We start from the raw sequence: 21,855 nt of genomic DNA on the forward strand, positions 1-21,855 counted from the left end.
GCGCCGACCGAGCCGATCTTACCACCTGAAATTAACGGAGGTTACCAACTCGCGCTCGTCGCCGTAGCGGCAGATGGCAAATTCACAGTAAGTGTATTTCTTGTTCGTCACGTTGTTTGCGTTGAGGGCGATGTCCCAGTTCTTGTCGATCTGGTAGCTGGCCATGGCATCGAACAGGGTATAGGCCGGCATCTGCGAGTCGATACCCGAGGCCTGGGTCGTTCCCTTGTAGCGAGCACCACCACCGACCTTCAACTGCGGCAAGCCGAACAAGGCGAAGTTGTAGTCTGCCCATATGGCGGCCTGATGGTAGGGCGTGTCTTCGCTGCGCTGGCCTACTTCGCTCTGAGTCAGGCTTTCGGTAATGCGGGCATCGGTGTAGGCGTAGGTCGCGATGACACTCAGTTGAGGCGTCACGTCGGCCTTGGCTTCCAACTCCAGGCCGCGGGAGCGCTGTTCGCCAATTTGAGAGGCATTACCACCGAGGTCAAACTTCAGCACGTTTTCTTGGGTCAGTTCATAAACCGCTGCACTCAGCAGAATGTTGCTGCCAGGGGGCTGGTAGCGAATGCCGATTTCGTACTGCTTGCCTTCAGTAGGGTCAAAAGTTTGCCCATCGGTCACTTCGGACACCGCGACCGGGAAGAACGATTCGCTGTAGCTGATGTACGGGGCCAGGCCGTTATCCGCCTGATACACAAGGCCGGCACGCCAAGTGGTGGCTTCGTTGCTTTGATGAACCGGAGACCGACCAGGGGCAAAGGCTTTTTGATCCTGGCTGGCCCAGTCGTGTCGGCCACCGAGCAACAGCAACCAGTGGTCGTCGAACTTGATCTGGTCTTGCAGGTAGATGCCTGTCTGCAGGGTATCGATCTGTGAGCCACGATCACGGCTCGGATCCTTGTCCACCACTACCGGTTGCCCGTAGTTGTAGTCACCGATATTGATAGAAGGTGCGTTGCCCCGGAAGTTATGCGAATCGTACGACGCATCGTAGGTATCAGCGCCCACCAGGAAGGTGTTTTCCACGCCGCCGATGTTCCAGCGTGTCTCGACGTTAGTGTCGCTGGCCAGGGCTCTGGAGCGCTCATGGCGATCACTGTACTGACGAGCCAGGAGGCCCGTGGTGGCTGCGGTATTGACTGGGGCCCCTGTCCGAACCTGCAGGTATTTCCATTTCACATCCGCTTCGTAGTAACGCAATTTGTTGCTGATGCGGGTGTGCTCGTCGAAACGGTGTTCAAACTCGTAGCCGATGGCGGACATTTCGCCATTCATATCGTCGTAGTCAGGCTCACCGATGAAATCGTGGCGGCCGATGGTGAAGGGGCCGTTGCCGACACCTTTGACGAGTTGATAGGGCAGGGGGGCGGAGAAGCGTGTGTCACTTTTTTGATAGAAGGACAGCAATGTCAGCGACGTGTCTTCGTTGGGACGCCAGGTCAGGGCCGGGGCGATGTAGGTCTTGTCGTCGTTGATGTAGTCCTGCTGGGTGTCACTGTCGCGCTTGAGCATGGTCAAGCGATAGCTAAGCGTCTCGCTGTCGCCCAGGGGGCCGCTGAAGTCCGCTGTCAGTTGCTTGCGATCGTGATTGCCATATTGCAGGCCCAACTCGTGCAGCGGCGCCTCCGTCGGGCGCTTGCTGACGCCGTTGACGAATCCACCCGGTGACAGCTGCCCGTACAGGACCGAGGCCGCGCCGCGGATCACTTCCACGCGCTCCAGGCCGAAGGGTTCTTGGACGCCGTCGTAGGAGTTGTTTTGCAGGCGCAGGCCGTCGCGCAGCGAGCCGCCGGTGGCGGACTCTACGTCGAAACCACGAATGCGGAACCGATCGGAGGTCCGGTTGAAGCTGCTGGGCTGGCTGGTGAAGCCCGGGGTGTAGCTCAGGGCGTCGGCCAGGGTGTCTGATTTGCGATCGCGCATTTCATCGGCGGTCACCACGGACAACGACTGCGGCGTCTCAGTGATGGCTGCGTTGGTTTTGGTGGCGCTGGTGTTGCGCAAGGCGACTTTGCCGTTGACCGGGCCTGTCGGGTTCTCCGGGGCGGCGGCGTTGATGTTGATTTCACCGAGTTGAACGGTTGTACCCTTATCGGATGTTTCATCCTGCGCGGCGATCGCCTGCGCTGAAAAAATGCTCCCCAAAGCCAGTGCAAGGGTGCTCAGGTGAAATGCGGAATGACGCATGACGTAACGTTTTTCGGTGCCAACTGTTGTTTTTTTTCCGAGCATCGAGGGAGTCCTTGAGTTTACATTTTGGCTTTGGGGGCCTTATGCCCTGATTCAGTTCGATCAATAGACCATCAGGGTTGGTGTCTACTGGCCATATGTTAGCTGTAAATGATAAGGGTTTGCATTAGTGTTGTCAGTCTTGTAGGCAATTATTTTATTTTCGACATATCCTGTCGCCCACTTATGCCCCCCGGCTGACTCCCTACGGTGTTACCGGACGAAAGAAATATCGCGGGGGCGTTGCTCGACGAATAATTCGATCAGGCCTTTTGGGCGTGGAGGGACGGTCATGCTGAAAGCCACCGATGTGCGGCTGAGCTATGGCGAACAGCAGATTCTCAACGGTGTCAGCCTGGATATTCCTGAAGGGCGTTTCACGGCGTTGATCGGGGCGAACGGGTGCGGCAAGACCACGTTGTTAAATGTGCTTGCGCATATGCTGCGGCCGAGCGCGGGCGACGTGCAGCTGTCGGGGAAGCGGCTGGGGCAGTATTCGCGTCGAACGCTGGCACAACACCTGGCGTTATTGCCGCAGCGCACGACATCGCCAGCGGGTATGAGTGTGCGCGAGCTGGTGATGCAGGGGCGTTTTCCCTGGCAGACCTGGTGGCGCCAATGGTCCGAACAGGATCAACAGGCAATTGACCGCGCCATTGACTTGGCGGGCATCAGTCCTTTGCTTGATCGTTCCTTGGCCACCCTGTCGGGTGGACAACTGCAACGCTGCTGGATTGCAATGACCCTGGCCCAGGATACGCCGGTGATCCTTCTGGATGAGCCAACGACATTTCTGGATATTGCGCATCAGATCACGCTGCTTGAGTTGCTGGTGGATCTTCGTGAGCAAGGCAAAACCATCGTGGCGGTCCTTCACGACCTGAACCAGGCCGCGCGTTATGCCGACCATTTGGTGATGATGCGCGAAGGGCGTGTGCTCGCCCAGGGCGCACCTGCCAAGGTGTTCACTCGGGACAATCTCAAAGCGGTGTTTGATCTGGATGCGCACATCATCACCGACCCTTATTCCGGTGATCCGTTATGCGTGCCGCAGACGAGCCGAAGCCAGCCATTGGCTGTGCGGGAGGCGATGTGAGTCAGGGTTTACGGTTGCCGGTCTGGTTGGGCTTGTTGATGGCAATTGCCTTGACCTCGCTGCTTCATCTGGCCGTCGGCGCAAAGGACATACCTTGGCAGGAAGCTTGGCAGGCCTTGGTCGCCTATGCGCCGGGCAACCCCGACCAGAGCGTCATTCGTGGCAGCCGCTTACCGCGTCTGCTGGTCGCGATGCTGGTGGGGGCCAGCCTCGGGCTTGCCGGTGCAATCATGCAGGCGGTGGGTGATAACCCGTTGGCCGATCCGGGCATTCTCGGCATCAACAGCGGTGCTGCGTTATTCGTCGTGTTCGGTTTGCTGGTGCTGCCGGGCAACGATATGTCGATGATTCCATTGTTTGCATTTGCGGGGGCATTGGTGGCCTCTGTCGGCGTCCTGCTGTTGGCGGGTCGGGGGCACAATCCGATTCGGCTGACACTGTCCGGAGCGATGATCGCGGCACTGTTCAGCGCCATTACCTCGATTTTGCTGCTGCTCGATCAACAGGGGCTCGACAGTCTGCGGCGCTGGCTTACCGGCTCCATCGGAGTGACCGGGGGCTCGATGCAGGCTTGGGTCTGGCCTTATGTCTTGCTCGGCATGTGCCTGTGCCTGGTGAACGTCCGTGCATTGAATGCCCATCGTCTTGGCCCGCAGGCTGCGGCCGGCATGGGTGTCAATCTGTTGAAAATGCGCGTGCTGGGCTTGGCGTCGGTGGTGCTGTTGTCTGGGGGGGCAGTGGCCTTGGCGGGGCCCATTGGCTTTGTCGGTCTGGTGGTGCCTCATGCGGCGCGACTGTTGTTCGGCGATGATTATCGTCGACTGTTGCTGGCCGCCCCGTTGCTGGGAGCGTTGCTGCTGATTCTGGCGGATATCGCGGCAAGAACCGTGGTGCGTCCGTTCGAACTCAATACCGGTATCGTGACGGCGCTTATCGGCGGCCCTATTTTTGTCGTGCTGGTATTGAGGAAGGTCAGATGATGCGAGCGGGATTGACCTTGCCCCGGGCGTATCCGTTGTTGCCTTGGATTGCGCGACCGATCGACTTGATTTCAGTGTTGTTGCTGATGGTTGCCGTTGTTGCATTGGCGCTGTACGCATTGACCGTCGGCAGCTACTCACTGAGTGTCGCCCAGGTCTGGCAAGCCTTGCTGGCACCTGAGCAAGTCAATTCGACAATGCGCAACCTGCTCTGGGAGCTGCGGCTGCCGCGTGTCTTGCTGGCGGTCCTGGCCGGTGCGGCCATGTCCCTTGCGGGTCTGTTGATGCAGTCGTTGACGCGTAACCCGCTGGCGGCGCCGGGCCTGGTGGGCGTGGAATCAGGCGCCAGCGTCACCATGTTGTTGATTATCGTGCTCTGGCCGGCGCTTTTACCTCTGGAATTCTATCCATTGGCGGCACTGGCCGGCGGGTTGGCGGTGGCTTTCTTCGTTGCGCTGCTGTCCTGGCGCCAGGGCATCTCGCCGTTGCGCTTGATCCTCGTCGGCGTCGGTCTCACCGCGATGCTTAGCGCGGTGGCCGACCTGCTCATCACTTACGGCAATATCGATCAGGTGGAGTCGGCCCTGATGTGGCTTGGCGGCAGTTTGCACCGAGCCAGTTGGCCGCAGGTTCATAGCCTCGGCCTTTGGCTATTGGTGGCTGGGGTGCCGTTGCTGTTCTGTCATCGCCAGTTGAATCTGTTGCAGTTGGGTGAAAAAGTCGCACTCAGTCGAGGGCTGAATGTCACGTGGATCATGGTTTCGTTGTTGCTGTGCAGCGTCATGTTAACGGCGGCTGCAGTGGCGAACGTGGGCACCATGACGTTTGTCGGGCTGGTGGCGCCTCATCTGGCGCGACAAATGGCGGGTGACCGTCATGGCGCCTTGATCCCCTTGTCGGCCTTGGTCGGTGCGTTGTTGGTGCTGGCCGGTGACACGCTGGGCAGGGGGCTTTTGCCGCCCCTGCAGTTGCCCGCAGGGCTGGTTGTCGCAATCATCGGCGCGCCGTATCTGATTGTTTTGCTGGCGCGTCAACGCAGTCGCTGAAAACACAGCGACGCTCATTGGAAATGTGTGGAGGTAAACGCGTGCGGGACCGGGTTAAAGGTTTTTTCCGAGGTGTGCTTGGCATGCTATGTGTGCCGTTGGCATTGGTAGCTGTACAGGCTGGCGCCGCTGAAACCAAAGTGTTCGAGAACAGTTTTGGCCGAGTCGAGGTTCCCGTGGCGCCGCATTGCATTGTGTCTTTGCATGACTTCAGCCTGACGGCCCAGTTGCTGGAGTTGGGGGGCAAACCCTGTGGTTCGACGGGGCGCAAAAAGCTGTTCTCGGACGTGTTGTTCCGCGGGACGCAGGAGCGGTTCGATGTGACGGGCATTCAGTATATCGGCTCGCACCAGGCGCCCGATCTGGAAGCCATTGCAGCCTTGAAGCCTGACTTGATCGTGGGTTTGTCCTATCACGCCGACCTCAAGGACAAGCTCAGCAAAATCGCCCCGGTCGTGCTGCTCCCCGCTCGGGAAAGCGATATCAAGACTTACGCTAAACAACTCGCCGACCTGGTCGGCAAGCAGCAGCGCTATGCGGAAATGCTCAACGAATATCAATGGGTCGTCAGCGAGTTCAAGAAGCGCGTGAAAGATCCTTCGCGCATTACCGTCACGACGCTGGAAGTCTACAGCGACGGCTTTCAACTGATCGGTCGCGGCGGCATGGACGACGTCATTGCCGACTTTGGCCTGGGGCGTGTCGCCGCGTACCGCGAGGCGCGGCAGAACGTGCCTTACAGCCTGGAACGCATCGGCGACTTCGACAGCGATTTCATTATTGACACGTATGAGGAGTTGCTCGACTCAGAAGCCAGCACAGCGGCGTTTCGTCAGTCCCCACAGTGGCAGAATCTGTTTGCAGTGAAGAATCGCCAATTCCTGTACCTCAATCGCAGCCGCTATGCCGATACGATGCAGGGCCTGGTGGGTTCTGCCTATCTGCTGATGTCGCATATCGCCGAGCGCGAGAGCGTGCTGCAGACCAAGTAAAACGTATCATCTGCAATACAATTGTCATTAATGACAATGATTCTCTATTGCAGGTGTTACTCGTTTGTATTAGTTTATGCTCTCGAAAAATACGCTGATCGCGATGGCGGGGGGCTTAAATGGAAAGCGGTTTGATGCGTGCACAGGTTCAATTCATGGATGTTGTACCGGGTAACGAGCAGACCCTGCCGTTCATATTCCAGGCTCCGCTTGCCGGCGATGCCTGGCAAGCCAGTCGAGCGCAGATCCAGCAGGTCGTAGAAACTGAGTTGCCGCGTGCGGGTGGCATTTTGTTTCGCGGTTTTGCGTTCAAGGGAGAGGCGGACTTCGAGGAATTTGCTCGTAGCTTCGGCCATGAACTGCTGACCTATGACTACGCTTCCACCCCGCGCACCAAGCTCAACAACCGGGTATACACCTCCACCGAGTACCCGGCCCATCAGGTTATCCCGCTGCACAATGAACAGTCCTATTCGCTGAATTGGCCGATGAAAATCTGGTTTCATTGTATGCAGGCCTCGCCGGTCGGCGGTGAAACCCCCATAGCCGACAGCCGCCTCGTTTACCAGCAACTCGATCCTGCTATCCGTCAGCGTTTTGCCGAGAAACGCCTGATGTACGTGCGCAATTACGGCAATGGCCTGGACTTGCCCTGGCAACAGGCTTTCAGCACCGAAGACCGTGCCCAGGTCGAGCGTTTCTGTCGCGCCAGCAACATCGAGTTCCAGTGGACGGACGATGGCGAGCTTTCCACTCGCCAGGTCTGCCAGGCCGTTGCCCAGCATCCGGTGACCCGGGAGTGGGTGTGGTTCAACCAGGCTCATCTGTTCCATATCTCCAACCTGGCAGCGTCGGTGCGCGAGACATTGATCTCCATCGTCGGGGAGCAGGGCGTGCCGCGTAACGTGTTTTATGGCGACGGCTCGCCAATTGAATTGGAGGCGTTGGAGCACATCCGCGAAGTGCTGCAGCGCTGTCAGGTGAGTTTTCCCTGGCAGGCGGGTGACGTCTTGATGCTCGACAACATGCTGGTCGCTCACGGTCGTTCGACCTTCCAGGGATCGCGCAAGGTCGTGGTCGCCATGGCAGAACCAGCCTCGGCAAGCTGATCGCCTCCCACTTTCAGAAAGCCGTCGTAATGGGCGGCCTATTTCGAACAAGTACAATCAAGGACATCAAATGCTCGATCGCCTGATGCATCGCTGCTGGCTGCGTGGAATTCGCCTATCGATAGCCCAAGGTCAATTGATCGTTACGCACGGATCGCCAGGTGCGCTGGATGATGAGCTCAATGCCGAGCTCCATGCACGCGACGCCGAAATTCTGCAGTGGCTGCAACAGCACCCCGATTATTTTGCTGCCCGGCCCCTGACGGATAACGAGCAGGCGCTCTGGTTCCTTCAGCGCCTGGAGCCTGACAGCTGCGCCTATAACATTGCCTATGCCGGACGGATCAAGCCGCAGTTCGTTACCCAAGACTTGCCTCAACGCCTGCAGGACGCCTGGGTGACGGTCCAGCGGCGCTATCCGATGTTGTGCACGGCCTATGCCGAGCGCAACGGCGAGTTGTTGCAGTGGAGCCGCCGCGAGCGGGTCCAGCCGTTGCAGTGTGTGGCCCTGCAAGACGCGGGCGCAGAGACGTTGCAGCAACGTATCACTGAGTCGGCCGATCTTCCCTTCAAGCTGGAAGAGGGTGACGTCAGTCGGGTCGTCCTTTTGAGCAATGCACGCGACGGCCATGTCGAGCACACCGTGCTATTGGTGATTCATCACATCGCGGCGGATCTGGCCACGTTCTACATTGTGCTCAATGAGCTGTTCGCATTGATCAACGATCAGCCGCTGCCCGCCGTGAATCCCGACGCCTATCGCAACTACTGCAGTGATCTGCACATCCGCAGCGAAGCGGCCGAACCCGTGGAACTGGCCTGGTGGCAGGCACAACTGGCCGAAGCGCCGACGCTGGAGTTGCCGACGGATTTTCCCTACGGCAGCAATCAGGCATTCAAAGGTGGGGAGTTGTCGGTCCGCTTCGATCCGGCCACCACGGCACGGTTTCGCGCCGTAGCCCGAGAGGTGGGAGTGACGCCGTATGTGCTGTGGTTCTCACTGTTCCAGCAATTTCTCGGCGTGCTGTCAGGCCAAGACGATTTCGTCCTGGGGACGCCCAGCGGTTGGCGCTTGCGACGCGAGCACGTCAATCTGCCGGGCTACCTGGTCAATCCGCTGCCGATTCGCTGCCGTCTGCGTCGGGATCTGTCCAGCGGCGACTGGGCCAGGCAGGTAGATGCCACCGTCAAGCAAGCCCTGCAGCACCGCCACTACCCATTCTCGCGCCTGGTCAAGCAACTGGATTTACCGCGCCAGGTGGGCAGGGCGCCGCTGTTCCAACATATGTTCACGCTGAACAAGGAACGCATCGCGCCTTTCGAGCAGTACGTCGACCGCTTGCTGTCGGAGCAGCGCGGCGCGGCGCACGAACTGAACATGGTGATCATCGACGAGGAGGAGGGGTTCCTCTGCCGCTGGCGTTACAGCAAGGCGTTGTACCGCCATGAAACGATTGAGCGCTATCGGGATCAGTTCGTCGCCTTGGCACTCGCGGCGATCGAACAGCCCAAAAGACCGTTTGCCGAACTCGACTGGTTAGTGCCCGAGCAGCAGTCATTCCTGCGCGGGGAGGATGCGTCGGTCGCCGTCAGCAACGCCTGGCAGGCGTTCACTGAGCAGTGTGAGCGCAAGCCGCAATCGATTGCTCTTCAGGATGAGCAGGGTACGCTCAGCTATGCCGAGCTGGGACGTGCTGTGGTCGCCCGCGGCGAACGCTTGCAGGAGGCTTCGAGCCTGGCCGGTGAGCGCATTGCCTTGTGCCTGCCGCGCAGTCGTGAGTTGGTGATGCATATGCTTGCAACCTGGCAGTGTGGCGCGACCTACCTGGCCCTCGATCCGCAGTGGCCGTCGTCGCGTTTGCAGGCTATCTGTCAGGATGCAATGCCCAAGGTGTGGATCAGTGAGGGCGCGCGCCCCGAGTGGTTGCCTGGGCAGGTTCGGTGGTTGGCGTTGCCGTCTGTGCAATTGTCCAGTGAGTCACCTTTGCGAGCGGCCCTGGCGGCCGATCTTGCGGCTTACGTGGTGTACACCTCGGGCTCCAGCGGCCGGCCAAAGGGCGTAAAGGTCAGCCAGGGCAATCTGATTCATTACGTGAGTGGATGCCTTGAACGCCTGAAGCTGCCGGCCGATGCGAGTCTGGCGAGTCTGGCCAGCTGTGCGACCGACCTGGGCCACACGGCCTTGTTCGGCGCACTGCTGAGCGGCCGCTGTCTGCGCCTGCTGGCCGAGGAACTGGCCTTCGACGCCGAGGAACTGGCTGCCGTGCTTGAGCACCAGCCCGTCGACCTGTTGAAAATCGTGCCGTCGCACCTCAACGCCTTGTTGATCGCCAAAGACCCGCAGCGGCTGTTGCCGCGTCGATGCCTGGTGGTGGGCGGCGAGGCCCTGAGTCACGAGTTGGTGACACGCTTGCGTGCCTTGAGCGCGGATTTGCGCATCGTCAACCACTATGGACCCAGCGAAACCACCGTCGGGGTGCTGACCCATGAGGTCGATGCCAGCGGTGCCGCACCGTTGGGGCGGCCACTGGCCAATGTCCAGGTCAGCGTGCGCTCGTTTGATGGCGCTCTGTTGCCGATCGGCGTCAGCGGTGAACTGTACGTTCAAGGGGCGACCGTCGCTCAGGGGTATCTCAGTGCCACCGATGCCGATCACGCACGCTTTGGTGAGCACGGTTATCGCACTGGGGACCGCGTGCGACTCAATCACCAGGGACAGGTGGAGTTTCTCGGTCGCCTCGATGAGCAGGTCAAGATCAGGGGCTACCGGGTGGAGCCGGCGGAGGTCGCGGCACAGTTACGCGCCATGCCTCATGTCAGCGATGTCAGGGTGCTCAACAGCCCCACGCCGTTGTCGGGCAATCGACTGGTAGCCTTCCTGGTCGCGCCGTCGGCCGCACTGGCCGAAATCCAGACGGCGCTGCAACGGCAATTGCCGGACTACATGCAACCGACTCAGTGGCATTGTCTCGACGGCTTCGCCTTGCTGCCCAACGGCAAGGTCGATCGTCAGGCATTGTTGCGCCTGGCTGAGCAAGCGACGGCGCCGCTGCATGGGGCAGGGCCGTTGGGCGATCAGCCCTTGAGCGCCGTGGAAGCCGCGTTGCTGGACATCTGGCGGGCGATGCTCGGCAACCCCGAGGTGGGGCCTGATGACAACTTCTTTGCCTTGGGTGGCGACTCCATTCTTGGCCTGCAAATCATTGCCCTGGCACGCCAGCAACAGATTCTGATGACACCCAAGCAGTTGTTTGCCGAGCAAAGCGTGCGAGCCTTGGCCCGGGTGGTGCAGACACCACGGCGGACCCTCGAGCAACGCCTTCTCGAAATCGCCCGGGAGATTCTCAATAACCCGGATTTGCGGGTAGACGACAATTTTTTCTCGGTCGGCGGCGACTCGATTCTGAGTTTGCAGATCATCGCCCGGGCCAAGCAACAGGGTCTGCAGCTCAAACCCAAGCAGATTTTCGAATACCCCACCGTGCGCGGCTGGGCCGAGCAGGTGGTGGACCTTGGCGCGATGAATGCGCAGCCTGCCAGCGACGGGCCTGAGCCCACCACGGCTTTCGCCTTGACGCCGATCCAGGATTGGTTCTTTGCCCAGCAGCAAAACCTGGCCGAACACTGGAACCAGTCGCTGTTGCTGGCTTTGGACGAGCCACTGGATCAGGAGCGGTTTACCCAGGCCCTGGGCTCGTTGCTTGAGCGCCACGCCAGCTTGCGCCTGACCTTTGAAACATCGGCGCAGGGCTGGCAACAACGCTATCAGCGCTTTTCCCAGGAACAGGTCAAAGCGCTGTTCCAGGTTGTGGAAGAACCCTTGACCGAAGCGCTGCTGCAACGCTCGCAGCAGGGCTGGAACCTGGCCCAGGCACCGCTGATCCGCTGGGTGTACTTCCCTCACAGCCGGGAATTGCTTTGCACGGCCCATCACCTGTTGGTCGATGCGGTGTCGTGGCAGGTTCTGCTGCAAGAGTTGGAAGGCCTGTACCTGCAACCGGACATGGTTCTGCCCGCCGTCACGGCAGGTTTCCATGTGTGGAGCCAAGCGTTGCAGCGCCACCGCGGTGAGCCTGATGTAGTGGCGCAGGTGGATTTCTGGCACGAGCAGCTGGCCGCCGAGGGCGTCGTACCTGCACAGGTCAGCTTGTACGGTGAGAGCCGGACGCTGGACACGCAATTGTCGGTTGAGCAGACGCAGGTGTTACTGGGCGATTGTCATGGGGCGTACGGCACCCAGGTCCAGGATCTGCTGGTGGCCGCGCTGGCCGGAACCATCGGCCAGTGGCAGGGGCGGGAGCGCGTCACCCTCGAATTGGAAAGCCACGGTCGCAGCGGTTGGGAGCAGAGCCCCGATCTGTCCCGCTCGATTGGTTGGCATACCAGCCGCTATCCGCTGGCCGTCGACACCTCATGGGATTGCGAACACTCGATCATCGCCGCCAAGGAAGCCCTGCGCCGCGTACCTGAACAAGGCATGGGTTACGGATTGCTGCGCCTCGACCCGGCCCATGGCCTGGGGGCGGCCTCGCTGCTGACCTTCAACTACCTGGGGCGGGTCGACCAATGGCTCGATGCGTCCAGCCTTTGGCGATTGGCTCGGCCGATCTGCCCGGGCATGCGCGCCGACAGCACCCGCCGTACGCACTTGCTGGATGTCACCGCGCTGGTGAACGAAGGTCGGCTGCATATCGAATGGCGTTATGCCCCGCAGGTCCACGAGCCAGCGTTGGTCCGCGAGTTGGCGCAGCAGTTCCAGCAGCGTATTGCGGCCTTGCTGGAGCACTGCCTGGCCCCCACGGCCGGTCGCGCCACGGCTTCGGACTTCGCCGACTCCGGCTTGTCCGACGATGAGTTCCTGGGGCTGCTCGAACAACTCGAGCAGTGACATCTATTGCGCCCCCCTACATTACAGGTTCGGATACCGTCAGCATGAACGACAAGGTCAAAGCACTTTCGCGCAATATCGAAGCGATTTACCCGCTGGCTCCCATGCAGCAGGGGCTGCTGTTTCATAGCCTGCTGCACCCTGGCAAGGGTATGTACCTGCTGCAATACCGTCATGTCATGGTCATGCCCAATCTCGATCTGGCCGCTTTTCGTCAGGCCTGGGCGCAGGTGGTGGAGCGCCATGAGTTGCTGCGCACCTCTTTTGTCTGGAAGCAGCAGAAGCGACCGATGCAGGTCGTGCACAAGCAGGTCGAATTGCCGATCACCTATGAGGACTGGTCGCATCTAAGCGAAGGCGAGCAGCAGGATCGCCTGGAGCAATTGCTCAGCGAAGAACGCGCCCAGGGACTGGATTTTACCAAGGCCCCCCTGATGCGAGTCAGGCTGTACAAGCTGGCGCCCGACACCTACCAGTTCGTGCGCAGCTATCACCACATTCTGATGGATGCCTGGTGCTTCTCGATCATCATGATGGACTTCCTCAACGGCTACCGCGCCGCCCAGGAAGGTCGCCGCCTGAATTTGCCGGCGCCGCGTCCGTACCGTGATTTCATTCGCTGGCTGGAAACCCAGAAGCCGGAAGATCATCAGGCGTTCTGGCAACAGCGCCTGGCGGGTTTCGACACGCCCAATGAATTTGGCTTCGGTCATGTCGGGCGCATTCAGGGCGCCGCCGAGCCCGTTGAGGACTGTGTCGAACATCTGGAGCTTGAGCAAACCCAGGCACTGCAAAGCGCGGCGGCCCAACACGGCATTACCCTGAACACCCTGGTGCAGGGGGCCTGGGCTTTGCTATTGGCGCGTTACAGCGGTGATCGCGACCTGGTGTTCGGTATCACGGTCGCCGGTCGCCCAGTGCACCTGCAAGGCATGGAAAGCATCGTCGGTCTGTTCATCAACAGTTTGCCGCTGCGCTGGCGCTGGCGCCCGGATGACGCGCTGGGTCCATGGCTGAAGGCCTTGCAGACCGAGAACCTGAGCCTGCGCGAACACGAGAGTGTGTCCCTGGCCGAGATCCAGCGCTGGAGCGAAGTACAGCGTCAGGATTTGTTCCAGAGCCTGTTCGTCTTTGAGAACGCCCCCATTGCCGCCGACTTGCGCCAGGGGCAACTGGACTACCTGATCAGCGACATGGCCAACCGCACCCATACGAACTATCCCATCACGGTGGTGATCGTCCCGGGTGAGCGGCTGCATTTGCAACTGACCTACCAGACCGACTGGTTCCTGCGCGAAGAAGTCGAGCAGATGCTGCGCCACTTCCGCACCTTGTTGCTGAACATCGGTGATGCCCTGCACACGAACGCCGAGACCCCTTTGCACCACTTGGCGATGCTCGATGAGCGTGAGATTGCCCACCAGCATCAAGTTTGGGCCGGGGGTGGTCTGGCGGCCAATGAACAACTGCTGCAACCGCTGTACATCGAGCGGTTTGAGCAACAGGTTCGCCAGACACCCGAGCGCATTGCCATGGTTCACGGCGAGCAAAGCCTGACCTTCGACCAGTTGAACCGCGCCGCCAACCGTCTGGCCCGGCACTTGCGGGCGCAGGGGGTCAAGTCCGACGATTTGGTCGCGGTGTTCGACGAGCGAGGCCTGGACCTGGTGGTGATGATTGTCGCCACCCTCAAGGCCGGTGCCGGTTGGCTGCCGCTCGACCCACGCAACCCGCCTCAGCGGCTGGCGCAGGTCCTGCGCCAGAGTCGAACGCCACTGCTGATTCACAGTGCAGGGCAGGGCGAGCTGGCGATGGAGGCTTTGGACTACCTTGAGCAGCGTCCCCAACCGGTGCTCTACGATCCGGCGGTGTTGAGCAGCTACAGCGATGACGCGTTGAACATCCCGGTTCACGACCGCTCGTTGGCCTATTGCATCTTCACTTCCGGTTCCACCGGCACGCCCAAAGGAGCCATGGTGGCGCATGCGGGCATGCTCAATAACATTCTCGGCAAACTGCCGGGGCTGGGGCTCGATGCGACCGACGTGATTGCCCAGACCGCGCCGCAGTGCTTCGACATTTCCGTCTGGCAAACCCTCGCCGGCCTGGTGCTGGGGGCGCGCACGGTGATCCTCGGCGATTGCGTCGTGCAGGATCCTGAGGCGCTGGCTTCAGCCATTGAACGGCACGGCATCAGTATTCTTGAGGCCGTGCCGTCGTTGATGCAGAGCCTGCTCGACGCGGGGCTCGAGCGTTCGTCCCTGCGCTGGGTGCTGGCCACCGGCGAGGCGTTGCCGCCGGCGTTGGCGCGTCGCTGGTTCGAGCGTTATCCCGCCATCCCGTTGATGAACGCCTATGGGCCGGCCGAATGCTCCGATGACGTGGCTTTTCATCCGTTGCTCGAGCGTTTGCCTGAGCAGCGCACCAATGTGCCGATCGGTCGCGCCACATTGAACAATCGCTTGTACCTGCTCAATGCCGACCTGCAGCCGATACCGGCCGGCGCGGTCGGGGAAATCTTCGTGGCCGGGGTGGGCGTCGGGCGCGGTTATATGGCCGACCCGGCGCGCACGGCGGCGGTGTTCCTGCCGGACCCGATTGCCAACGACGGTTCCCGTCTCTATCGCACTGGCGACCTGGCGCGCTTCCTGCCCAATGGTGATCTTGAATACGTCGGCCGTACCGACCACCAAGTCAAGATCCGCGGGCACCGTATTGAACTGGACGAAATCGAAGCCTGCCTGACCCGTTACCCCGGCGTACGGGAAGCCGTGGTGGTGGCTCGTGATGACCAGCAACGTTCCAAGGTCCTGGTGGCTTATGTGGTGGCGGATGCACAGGCAAGCATCGAGGCCCTGCGCGAGCATGTTCTGGGTAACCTGCCGCCGTACATGACCCCGGGCGCTTTTGTGTTTCTGGAGCGCTTTCCACTCAATGGCAATGGCAAGATCGACCGCAAGTCCTTGCCCGCGCCGGATTTCGCCGCGCAAAGTCAGGCCCGCTACGTTGCGCCCAGCAGCGAGTTGCAGGGGCAGATGGTCGAGGCTTGGCAAAGCGTGCTGGGGCTCGGTCAGGTCGGGGTCGAGGACAATTTCTTCGAGCTAGGCGGTCACTCGCTGCTGGCCACTCAACTGATTGGCCTGATCGGCAAACTCAGTGGCAAGGATTTGCCTCTGCGCGTGGTGTTCGAGCGCCCGACCATCGCCGCCATGGCCGATTGGCTGGAAAGTCGGGCCAGCACGGTCAAGTTGTCGCCAACGCTGTTGCCGCGCCCTGAAAAGTTGCCACTTTCGTTTGCCCAGCAGCGCCTGTGGTTTCTGCAGCAACTGGATCCGCAAAGTCCCGCCTACAACCTGGCCGGTGCCGTGCGCTTGACCGGCGAGCTGCATATCGCCGACCTGCAGGCTGCCCTGCAGGCCGTGGTCGATCAGCACGAAGTGTTGCGCACCGGGTTCATCGGCGAAGCTCAAGGGCCGAGCCAGGTGATCCTGGCCCGCACCGAGCTTGAGATGCCTTTGATCGAGGTGCAGAGCGAAGAGGCGCTGCACGACTTGCTGCGTCAGGATGCAATGACGCCTTTCTCTCTGGAAACGGCTCCGTTACTGCGTGCAAGACTCTATCGCCTGGCGCCGGATGCATTTGTCCTGTCGTTGAACTGCCATCACATCGTTGCCGATGGCTGGTCCCTGCAATTGATCATCGACGGTGTGTGCAAGCAGTACCGCAACTTGCGGCAAGGCCTGGTGACGGAGCAGTTAGCCTCGTCGATGCAATACGCCGACTATGCACTCTGGCAACGCCAATGGATGACCAGCAAGGCCTGTGAGCAGGAACTGGCCTATTGGCGCGAGCAGTTGGCCGGCGAGTTGCCGGTGCTGGAGCTGGCGGCCGATTTTCCTCGTCCTGCCCAGGCCACCCAGGCTGGCGGTCGTGTTGAACGGCGCGTGCCCGAGGCCCTGGCGGCACGCTTGCGCGCGTTCAGTGCTCACCATGGCTGGAGCAACTTCATCCCGATGCTGACCGCGTTTCAGCTGCTGTTGCGCAGCCGCAGCGGCGCGGACGACATTCTGGTCGGGGTTCCCGTTGCCAATCGGCACCATGGGGTCCTGCAGCCCCTGGTCGGTTGCTTCGTCAACACGCTGGTGTATCGCAAAAAACTGTCGGGCGAGCGGAGTCTGCTGCAACTGATGACCGAGTTGCAGGCGTTGTCGGTGTCGGCTCAGTCCCATCAGGACTTGCCCTTCGATTATCTGATCGAACAGCTTGGTGTGGTCCGGCAGGTAAGTTACAACCCCCTGTTCCAGGCCATGTTCAACTACTTTCCGGGCAACGCCCTGGAGCGTTTTGAGCTGACCGATGTGATCGCCGAGCCGTTGGACAATCGTCCGGACAGCGTAATGTGTGACCTGCACCTGGACGTGCGGGACAGCGAGCATGGCATCAGCCTGAGCCTTCAATACAGCAGCGATCTGTTCCGCGAACAGACCGTGCAAGCGATGGCCGAACAATATCTGGCATTGCTTGATGCGTTGCTAGAGCAGCCAGGGCAGGCCTTGGGTGAGCTGGCATGGCAACCCGCCGAACGGGGTCTTGCCCGAATCGAGGGGCACCGCGTGGCCGGTCATCAGGACGTCCTCCAGGCCTTTGCTCATCAGGTTGCCCGCCAACCCGACGCGGTCGCCGTACTGGCCGGCAATGAGCGCCTGAGCTATGGCGAACTCGATCAGGCCGCCGAACGACTGGCGACGGCTTTGCAGGCCCATGGCGTTGGCATCGAAGATCGAGTGGCCTTGAGCCTGCCTCGTGATGCCCGCCTGCCCATGGCCATGCTGGCGATCCTCAAGGCCGGCGCTGCCTATGTGCCGTTGGCCGAGGACACGCCACCGGAGCGTGGCCGTTACATTCTTGAGGCGGCGCAACCCAAGCTGTGCCTGGGCACTGCCGCGAGCCTGGCGGTGTTGGCGCAGTGGAACAGTGGCGTGCCGTTGCTTGATATCGATGCGATGAGCGCTGCCGACCGCTACAAGGCTCCGGTATTGGTGGCGGAGCAGCTCGCTTACGTGTTGTACACCTCCGGTTCCACCGGCCAGCCCAAAGGCGTGGCTATCAGCCGCGGCAACCTGATGAACCTGATGCTGGCCGTGGACCAGGTCTTGCCAATGACGGCCCGGGATCGGGTGCTGGCATTGACCACCGCGACCTTTGATATTGCCATTGTCGAATTGCTGCTGCCTCTGGCGCATGGCGCCAGCATCCTGTTGGCTGATCGCGAGCAGGCGCGTGATCCCCAAGCGATCGATCAGCTATTGATGACAGGACAACCAACGGTCATGCAGGCCACTCCGGCGACCTGGCGGATGCTGGTGGCGCACACCTCGCGCAGTTGGCAAGGCGTGCGTGCCGTTTCCGGTGGGGAGGCCTTGCCGTGTGCATTGGCCGAAGCCATCGAGGGCAGGGGCGCCAGGGTCATCAACGGTTACGGACCGACAGAAGCGACGGTCTACAGCACTTTTGAAGTACGCCGTGGTGGTGAGGCGGGTGTGGAAGTGCCAATCGGACAACCGGTGGCCAATACCGCGGCGTATGTCCTCGATGCTGATCTGCAGCCAGTGGCCGCAGGTGTACCGGGTGAACTGTATCTGGCCGGGGCCAACCTCGGTCGTGGTTACTTCGCGGCGGCGCGACTGACCGCGGCGGCTTTCCTGCCCGATCCTTTCGTGCCTGGCGCCCGTATGTACCGCACCGGTGACCGGGTTCGTCGCAACAGCCAGGGCGGCCTGGATTACCTGGGGCGTCTGGATTTCCAGGTCAAACTGCGCGGCTTCCGAATCGAGTTGGGTGAAATCGAAGCGCTGCTGGCGCGTATTCCCGGGGTTCGCGAAGCGGCTGTCGTGCTGCTGGGTGGCGGCGAAACAGCGAGTCTGGTGGCTTACTACGCAGGCGACCCGCTGGATGAAGCGCTCTTGCGTGAGACGCTCGGCGCGCAATTACCGGACTACATGTTGCCGAGCCAGTTCGTTCGCCTGGACACCCTGCCTTTGAGCCCCAGCGGCAAGGTTGACCGCAAGGCATTGCCGGCGCCGGTACAGCGTAACCGCCACAGTGGCGCGCTTTCGGGCGAATGGGAGCAGGCGTTGGCCAAGCTCTGGGAGGAGCTGTTGGGCTGCACCGATGTGGGTGCCGACGATAACTTCTTCGCCTTGGGCGGCCATTCTCTGCTGGCAGCGCGTCTGGTGGCGCGAATGGCCGAACAGCATGGCCGGCGCCTGCCTTTGCGCACGGTGTTCGAGCAGCCGGTCCTGCGGGATCTGGCGGCGCAGTTGGCGGCGACGGGCATTGAGGCCGAGGGCGTCTTGCGTCATTTTGCAGAACCCTTGGCACCGCTGCATTTCACCCAGCAGCGGCTGTGGTTCCTCGATCGTTTGCAGGGCGATACCCAGGCCTACCATTTGTCCCTCGCCTTGCGTCTGGAGGGGGCGCTGCAACCGTCGTTGCTGGAGCAGGCACTGACGCAACTGATCAGTCGCCAGCACAGTTTGCGCACGGTATTCAGCGAAACGTCCGAGGGCGCACGTCAGCAGGTCGAGGCGCTCACGGCGGTGCCGTTGAGCTTCGAGCCTCTGGAGATTGACGCGCATTCGCCAGTTTTTGCGCAGAAACTGAGTCAAGAGGCACAGCGTCCCTTCGACCTTTCGGCGCCCCCGCTGTGGCGAGTGCGTGTGTACCAGGGCCAAAGCCTGAGTGTGCTGCAGGTTACCTTGCACCACATCATCGCCGATGCCCGTTCGCTGGAAATCTTCTTCAATGAACTGCAACTGATCTACCAGGCGTTGCTGGAAGGGCGCGGCGCTTGCTTGCCGCCACTACCGCTGCAGTTTTCTGACATCGCCGCCAGTTGGCAGAGTCCTGCGGGGCAAGCGTGTATCGAATCGCAGCTTGAGTACTGGCGTCGGAGCCTGGCAGGGGAGCCGCCGGTGCTGAACCTGCCGACCGACATGCCACGCCCCGCGGAGCAAGGTTACAAAGGCCAGCGCCTGCGCTTCAGCCTGCCGGCAACCCTGGTCAAGGCGCTGCGCGAGACCGCGCAACGCCATGGGTTGACCGCGTTCGCGCCGTTGCTGGCAGCCTGGAAAGTTCTCCTGGCCCGACACTCGGGCCAGCGTGAAATCTGGATTGGCCTGCCGGTCGCCCATCGCCATCAGGCCCACACCGACAACCTGATTGGCTACTTCGCGACCACCCAGGTGCTGCGCAGTCACATTGATGCCCAGCAACCGGTCGAACAGTTCTGGCAGCAACTGCAAGCCACTCACCTGGCTGCACAGCAGCATGGGGACGTCCCTTTCGAGCGACTGGTGGAGGCGTTGCAAGTGCGCCGCGACCTTAGCCACACACCGCTGTTCCAGGCGTTGTTCAACCTGATCCAGCGCGATGTCGCCGCAAAGGATGAGCACCGTTTCGCCGGCTTGCCGGCGCAGCGACTGGATGTGGAAAGTGACAGCGCCCTGGTGGATATCGGCTTGCACATCGAGCAGCACGGTGACGATTGGCAATGTGTGCTGGAGTACAACACCGACCTGTTCCTGGCCCGGACGGCGCAACGTTATGCCGACGAATATCTGTATCTGCTCGAGGGCATGCTGAAAAATTCACAGGCGCGCCTATGGGACATCGACCTGGCCAACGCCGATCATGCCCTGGCTCAGCGGCCATGGAACCAGGCAGCCGAGGTGCTGCACCGCGAAGTGGACTTGATTGCCCGCTTCGAGCGTCAGGTGGCGTTGACGCCCCAGGCATTGGCGGTCGATTGCCAGGATCAGCAATTGAGTTATGCCCAGCTCAATGCCCTCAGCAATCGCCTGGCCCATTGGCTGCGTGCACAGGGTGTCGGCACCGATGAGCTGTTTGCCGTTTGCTTGAGTCGTGGCCCCTGGTTGCTGCCATCCCTGCTGGCTATTCACAAAGCTGGCGCGGCGTACTTGCCGCTGGATCCGCAACACCCGGCAGATCGCCTGCGCTTCATCATCGAGCACGCGCGGCCGGCCCTGGTGCTCAGCGAAAGTCAGTGTGGCGATGCCTTGAGCGGTGTCGACAACGTCTGGCTCGATCAGTTGTCGCTGGAGGCATGCAGCGCCGACAACCTGATGCTGGCGGTCAACCCACAGCAACGCGCTTATGTGATCTACACCTCGGGCTCGACCGGTACACCAAAAGGTGTGCAGGTCACACGCGAGAACCTGAGCAACCTATTGGCCGGTCTCGATCGGCAGTTGCCACTCAGCGCTGCGGATGTCTGGCTGGCCAGTACCACTTACGCGTTCGATATGTGCAAGCCGGAACTGTTCTTGCCGCTGGTCAACGGCGCAGCCATCTTGCTGGCCCGTCGCGAGCAGGTCGTCGATGGTCATCAACTGTTTGCCTTGCTGCGCCGGGCCACGGTGTTCCAGGCGACACCCGCCGGCTGGCAGATCCTGCTGGAAACCGGACAGGCCGACTGGCCGCCAGTGCGCGGGCTGATTGGTGGTGAGGCGGTTCCGGGCGAACTGGCGACCGAGCTGCGTAGCCGGGGCGTGGTACTGATCAACGCCTACGGCCCGACCGAAACCACCGTCTGGTCGACCACGCAGGCGTTGCAGGAGGTGCCGTCCGGCGTGGCTGATATTGGCTCGCCGCTGCTCAATACCCGCTGCTATGTGCTCGATGAAATGCTGCGTCCGGTGCCGCTGGGCACTACCGGAGAGCTGTATATCGCGGGCGCCGGGGTTACCCGGGGCTATCAGCATGCCGCCGCCGCAACGGCCGCGGTCTATCTGCCTGACCCCTATGCCGGCGAACCTGGCAGCCGCATGTACCGCACTGGCGACCTGGTACGCCGGCGCGGTGACGGTCGGTTGGCGTATGTCGGTCGCAGCGACTTCCAGGTCAAGGTGCGCGGGTTCCGCATCGAGCCCGGTGAGATCGAATCGCTGGTGCGTCGTTACCCGGGCGTGGAAGAGGCCGTGGTGATGATCGATCCGCGCAGTCAAAGCCTGTTCGCTTGGCTGCAGGCGCCCAGCCCCATTGATCAAGTGGCCCTGCGGCGGTATCTCGAAGGCCTGTTGCCGGGCTACATGGTCCCGGCCGGTTTTATCGAGCTACAGCGTTTTGCCCTCAATGCCAACGGCAAGATCGACCGCAAGGCCTTGCCGGCACCGCAGCCCATCGCTGTACAGGGCGTGGCGCCGCGTAACGAACTGGAGCAGCAACTGGCCGACATCTGGCAGAGCCTGCTTGAGGTGCCGCAAGTCGGGGTGTTCAACAGTTTCTTCGAGCTGGGCGGGCATTCGTTGTTGGCGATGCGCCTGATGACCCAGGTCGAGAGCCGTTTCGGCATCAGGATCGAGCTGCGCAGCCTGTTCCATAACCCGACGATCGCCGGTCTTGCCGAGCAGATCGAGAAACCCCAAGGGCCTTCGACCGACGAAGCACTGGACGAAATGCAGCGCCTGTTATCAGAGATGGAAGAGTAAGGA

The 21,855-nt window shown here is 61.2% G+C and carries 8 protein-coding genes; 7 read left to right on the forward strand and 1 reads right to left on the reverse strand.

Translation table 11 applies throughout. The features are described from left to right. Positions 1-18: 18 nt before the first annotated feature. Positions 19-2,235, reverse strand: a complete 2,217-nt coding sequence (locus BLT00_RS02725) for a TonB-dependent siderophore receptor (RefSeq protein WP_092142038.1) — start codon at positions 2,233-2,235, stop codon at positions 19-21. A 289-nt stretch (positions 2,236-2,524) separates the two neighbouring features. Between BLT00_RS02725 and BLT00_RS02730 the strand changes: the two genes are divergently transcribed. The 7 genes from BLT00_RS02730 to BLT00_RS02760 all read left to right on the forward strand — a co-directional run bounded on the left by BLT00_RS02730 (position 2,525) and on the right by BLT00_RS02760 (position 21,852). Then, positions 2,525-3,328: an ABC transporter ATP-binding protein gene (locus BLT00_RS02730; protein ID WP_092142035.1), complete on the forward strand. Its 804-nt coding sequence runs from the start codon at positions 2,525-2,527 to the stop codon at positions 3,326-3,328. After that, positions 3,325-4,308: a FecCD family ABC transporter permease gene (locus tag BLT00_RS02735; RefSeq protein ID WP_063321657.1), complete on the forward strand. Its 984-nt coding sequence runs from the start codon at positions 3,325-3,327 to the stop codon at positions 4,306-4,308. Before BLT00_RS02730 ends, BLT00_RS02735 begins: the two co-directional genes overlap by 4 nt. After that, the gene (locus BLT00_RS02740; protein WP_063321656.1) at positions 4,305-5,354 is read left to right on the forward strand and encodes a FecCD family ABC transporter permease; all 1,050 of its coding nucleotides are present in this window, start codon (positions 4,305-4,307) and stop codon (positions 5,352-5,354) included. Before BLT00_RS02735 ends, BLT00_RS02740 begins: the two co-directional genes overlap by 4 nt. A gap of 83 nt (positions 5,355-5,437) precedes the next feature. Continuing rightward, on the forward strand, positions 5,438-6,346 hold the full coding sequence (locus tag BLT00_RS02745) for an ABC transporter substrate-binding protein (protein ID WP_092142032.1): 909 nt from the start codon (positions 5,438-5,440) through the stop codon (positions 6,344-6,346). Positions 6,347-6,480: 134 nt separating this feature from the next. After that, positions 6,481-7,455, forward strand: a complete 975-nt coding sequence (locus BLT00_RS02750) for a TauD/TfdA family dioxygenase (RefSeq protein ID WP_072339908.1) — start codon at positions 6,481-6,483, stop codon at positions 7,453-7,455. A 70-nt stretch (positions 7,456-7,525) separates the two neighbouring features. Then, positions 7,526-12,343 (forward strand): non-ribosomal peptide synthetase, encoded by a 4,818-nt coding sequence (locus BLT00_RS02755; protein WP_092142029.1) that lies wholly within the window; start codon positions 7,526-7,528, stop codon positions 12,341-12,343. Between the two features lie 44 nt (positions 12,344-12,387). Next, positions 12,388-21,852 (forward strand): non-ribosomal peptide synthetase, encoded by a 9,465-nt coding sequence (locus BLT00_RS02760; protein ID WP_092142026.1) that lies wholly within the window; start codon positions 12,388-12,390, stop codon positions 21,850-21,852. Positions 21,853-21,855 lie beyond the last annotated feature (3 nt).

This window comes from Pseudomonas sp. NFACC51 (assembly GCF_900103575.1).
GTDB classification, from domain to species: domain Bacteria; phylum Pseudomonadota; class Gammaproteobacteria; order Pseudomonadales; family Pseudomonadaceae; genus Aquipseudomonas; species Aquipseudomonas fluorescens_Q.

What these genes read in the sequence shown, in the direction of transcription:
- BLT00_RS02750 (WP_072339908.1), top strand. Translation starts at nt 6,481, where the DNA reads ATGCGTGCACAGGTTCAATTCATGGATGTTGTACCGGGTAACGAGCAG.
- BLT00_RS02740 (WP_063321656.1), top strand. Translation starts at nt 4,305, where the DNA reads ATGATGCGAGCGGGATTGACCTTGCCCCGGGCGTATCCGTTGTTGCCT.
- BLT00_RS02745 (WP_092142032.1), top strand. Translation starts at nt 5,438, where the DNA reads ATGCTATGTGTGCCGTTGGCATTGGTAGCTGTACAGGCTGGCGCCGCT.
- BLT00_RS02755 (WP_092142029.1), top strand. Translation starts at nt 7,526, where the DNA reads ATGCTCGATCGCCTGATGCATCGCTGCTGGCTGCGTGGAATTCGCCTA.
- BLT00_RS02725 (WP_092142038.1), bottom strand. Translation starts at nt 2,235, where the DNA reads ATGCTCGGAAAAAAAACAACAGTTGGCACCGAAAAACGTTACGTCATG.
- BLT00_RS02730 (WP_092142035.1), top strand. Translation starts at nt 2,525, where the DNA reads ATGCTGAAAGCCACCGATGTGCGGCTGAGCTATGGCGAACAGCAGATT.
- BLT00_RS02760 (WP_092142026.1), top strand. Translation starts at nt 12,388, where the DNA reads ATGAACGACAAGGTCAAAGCACTTTCGCGCAATATCGAAGCGATTTAC.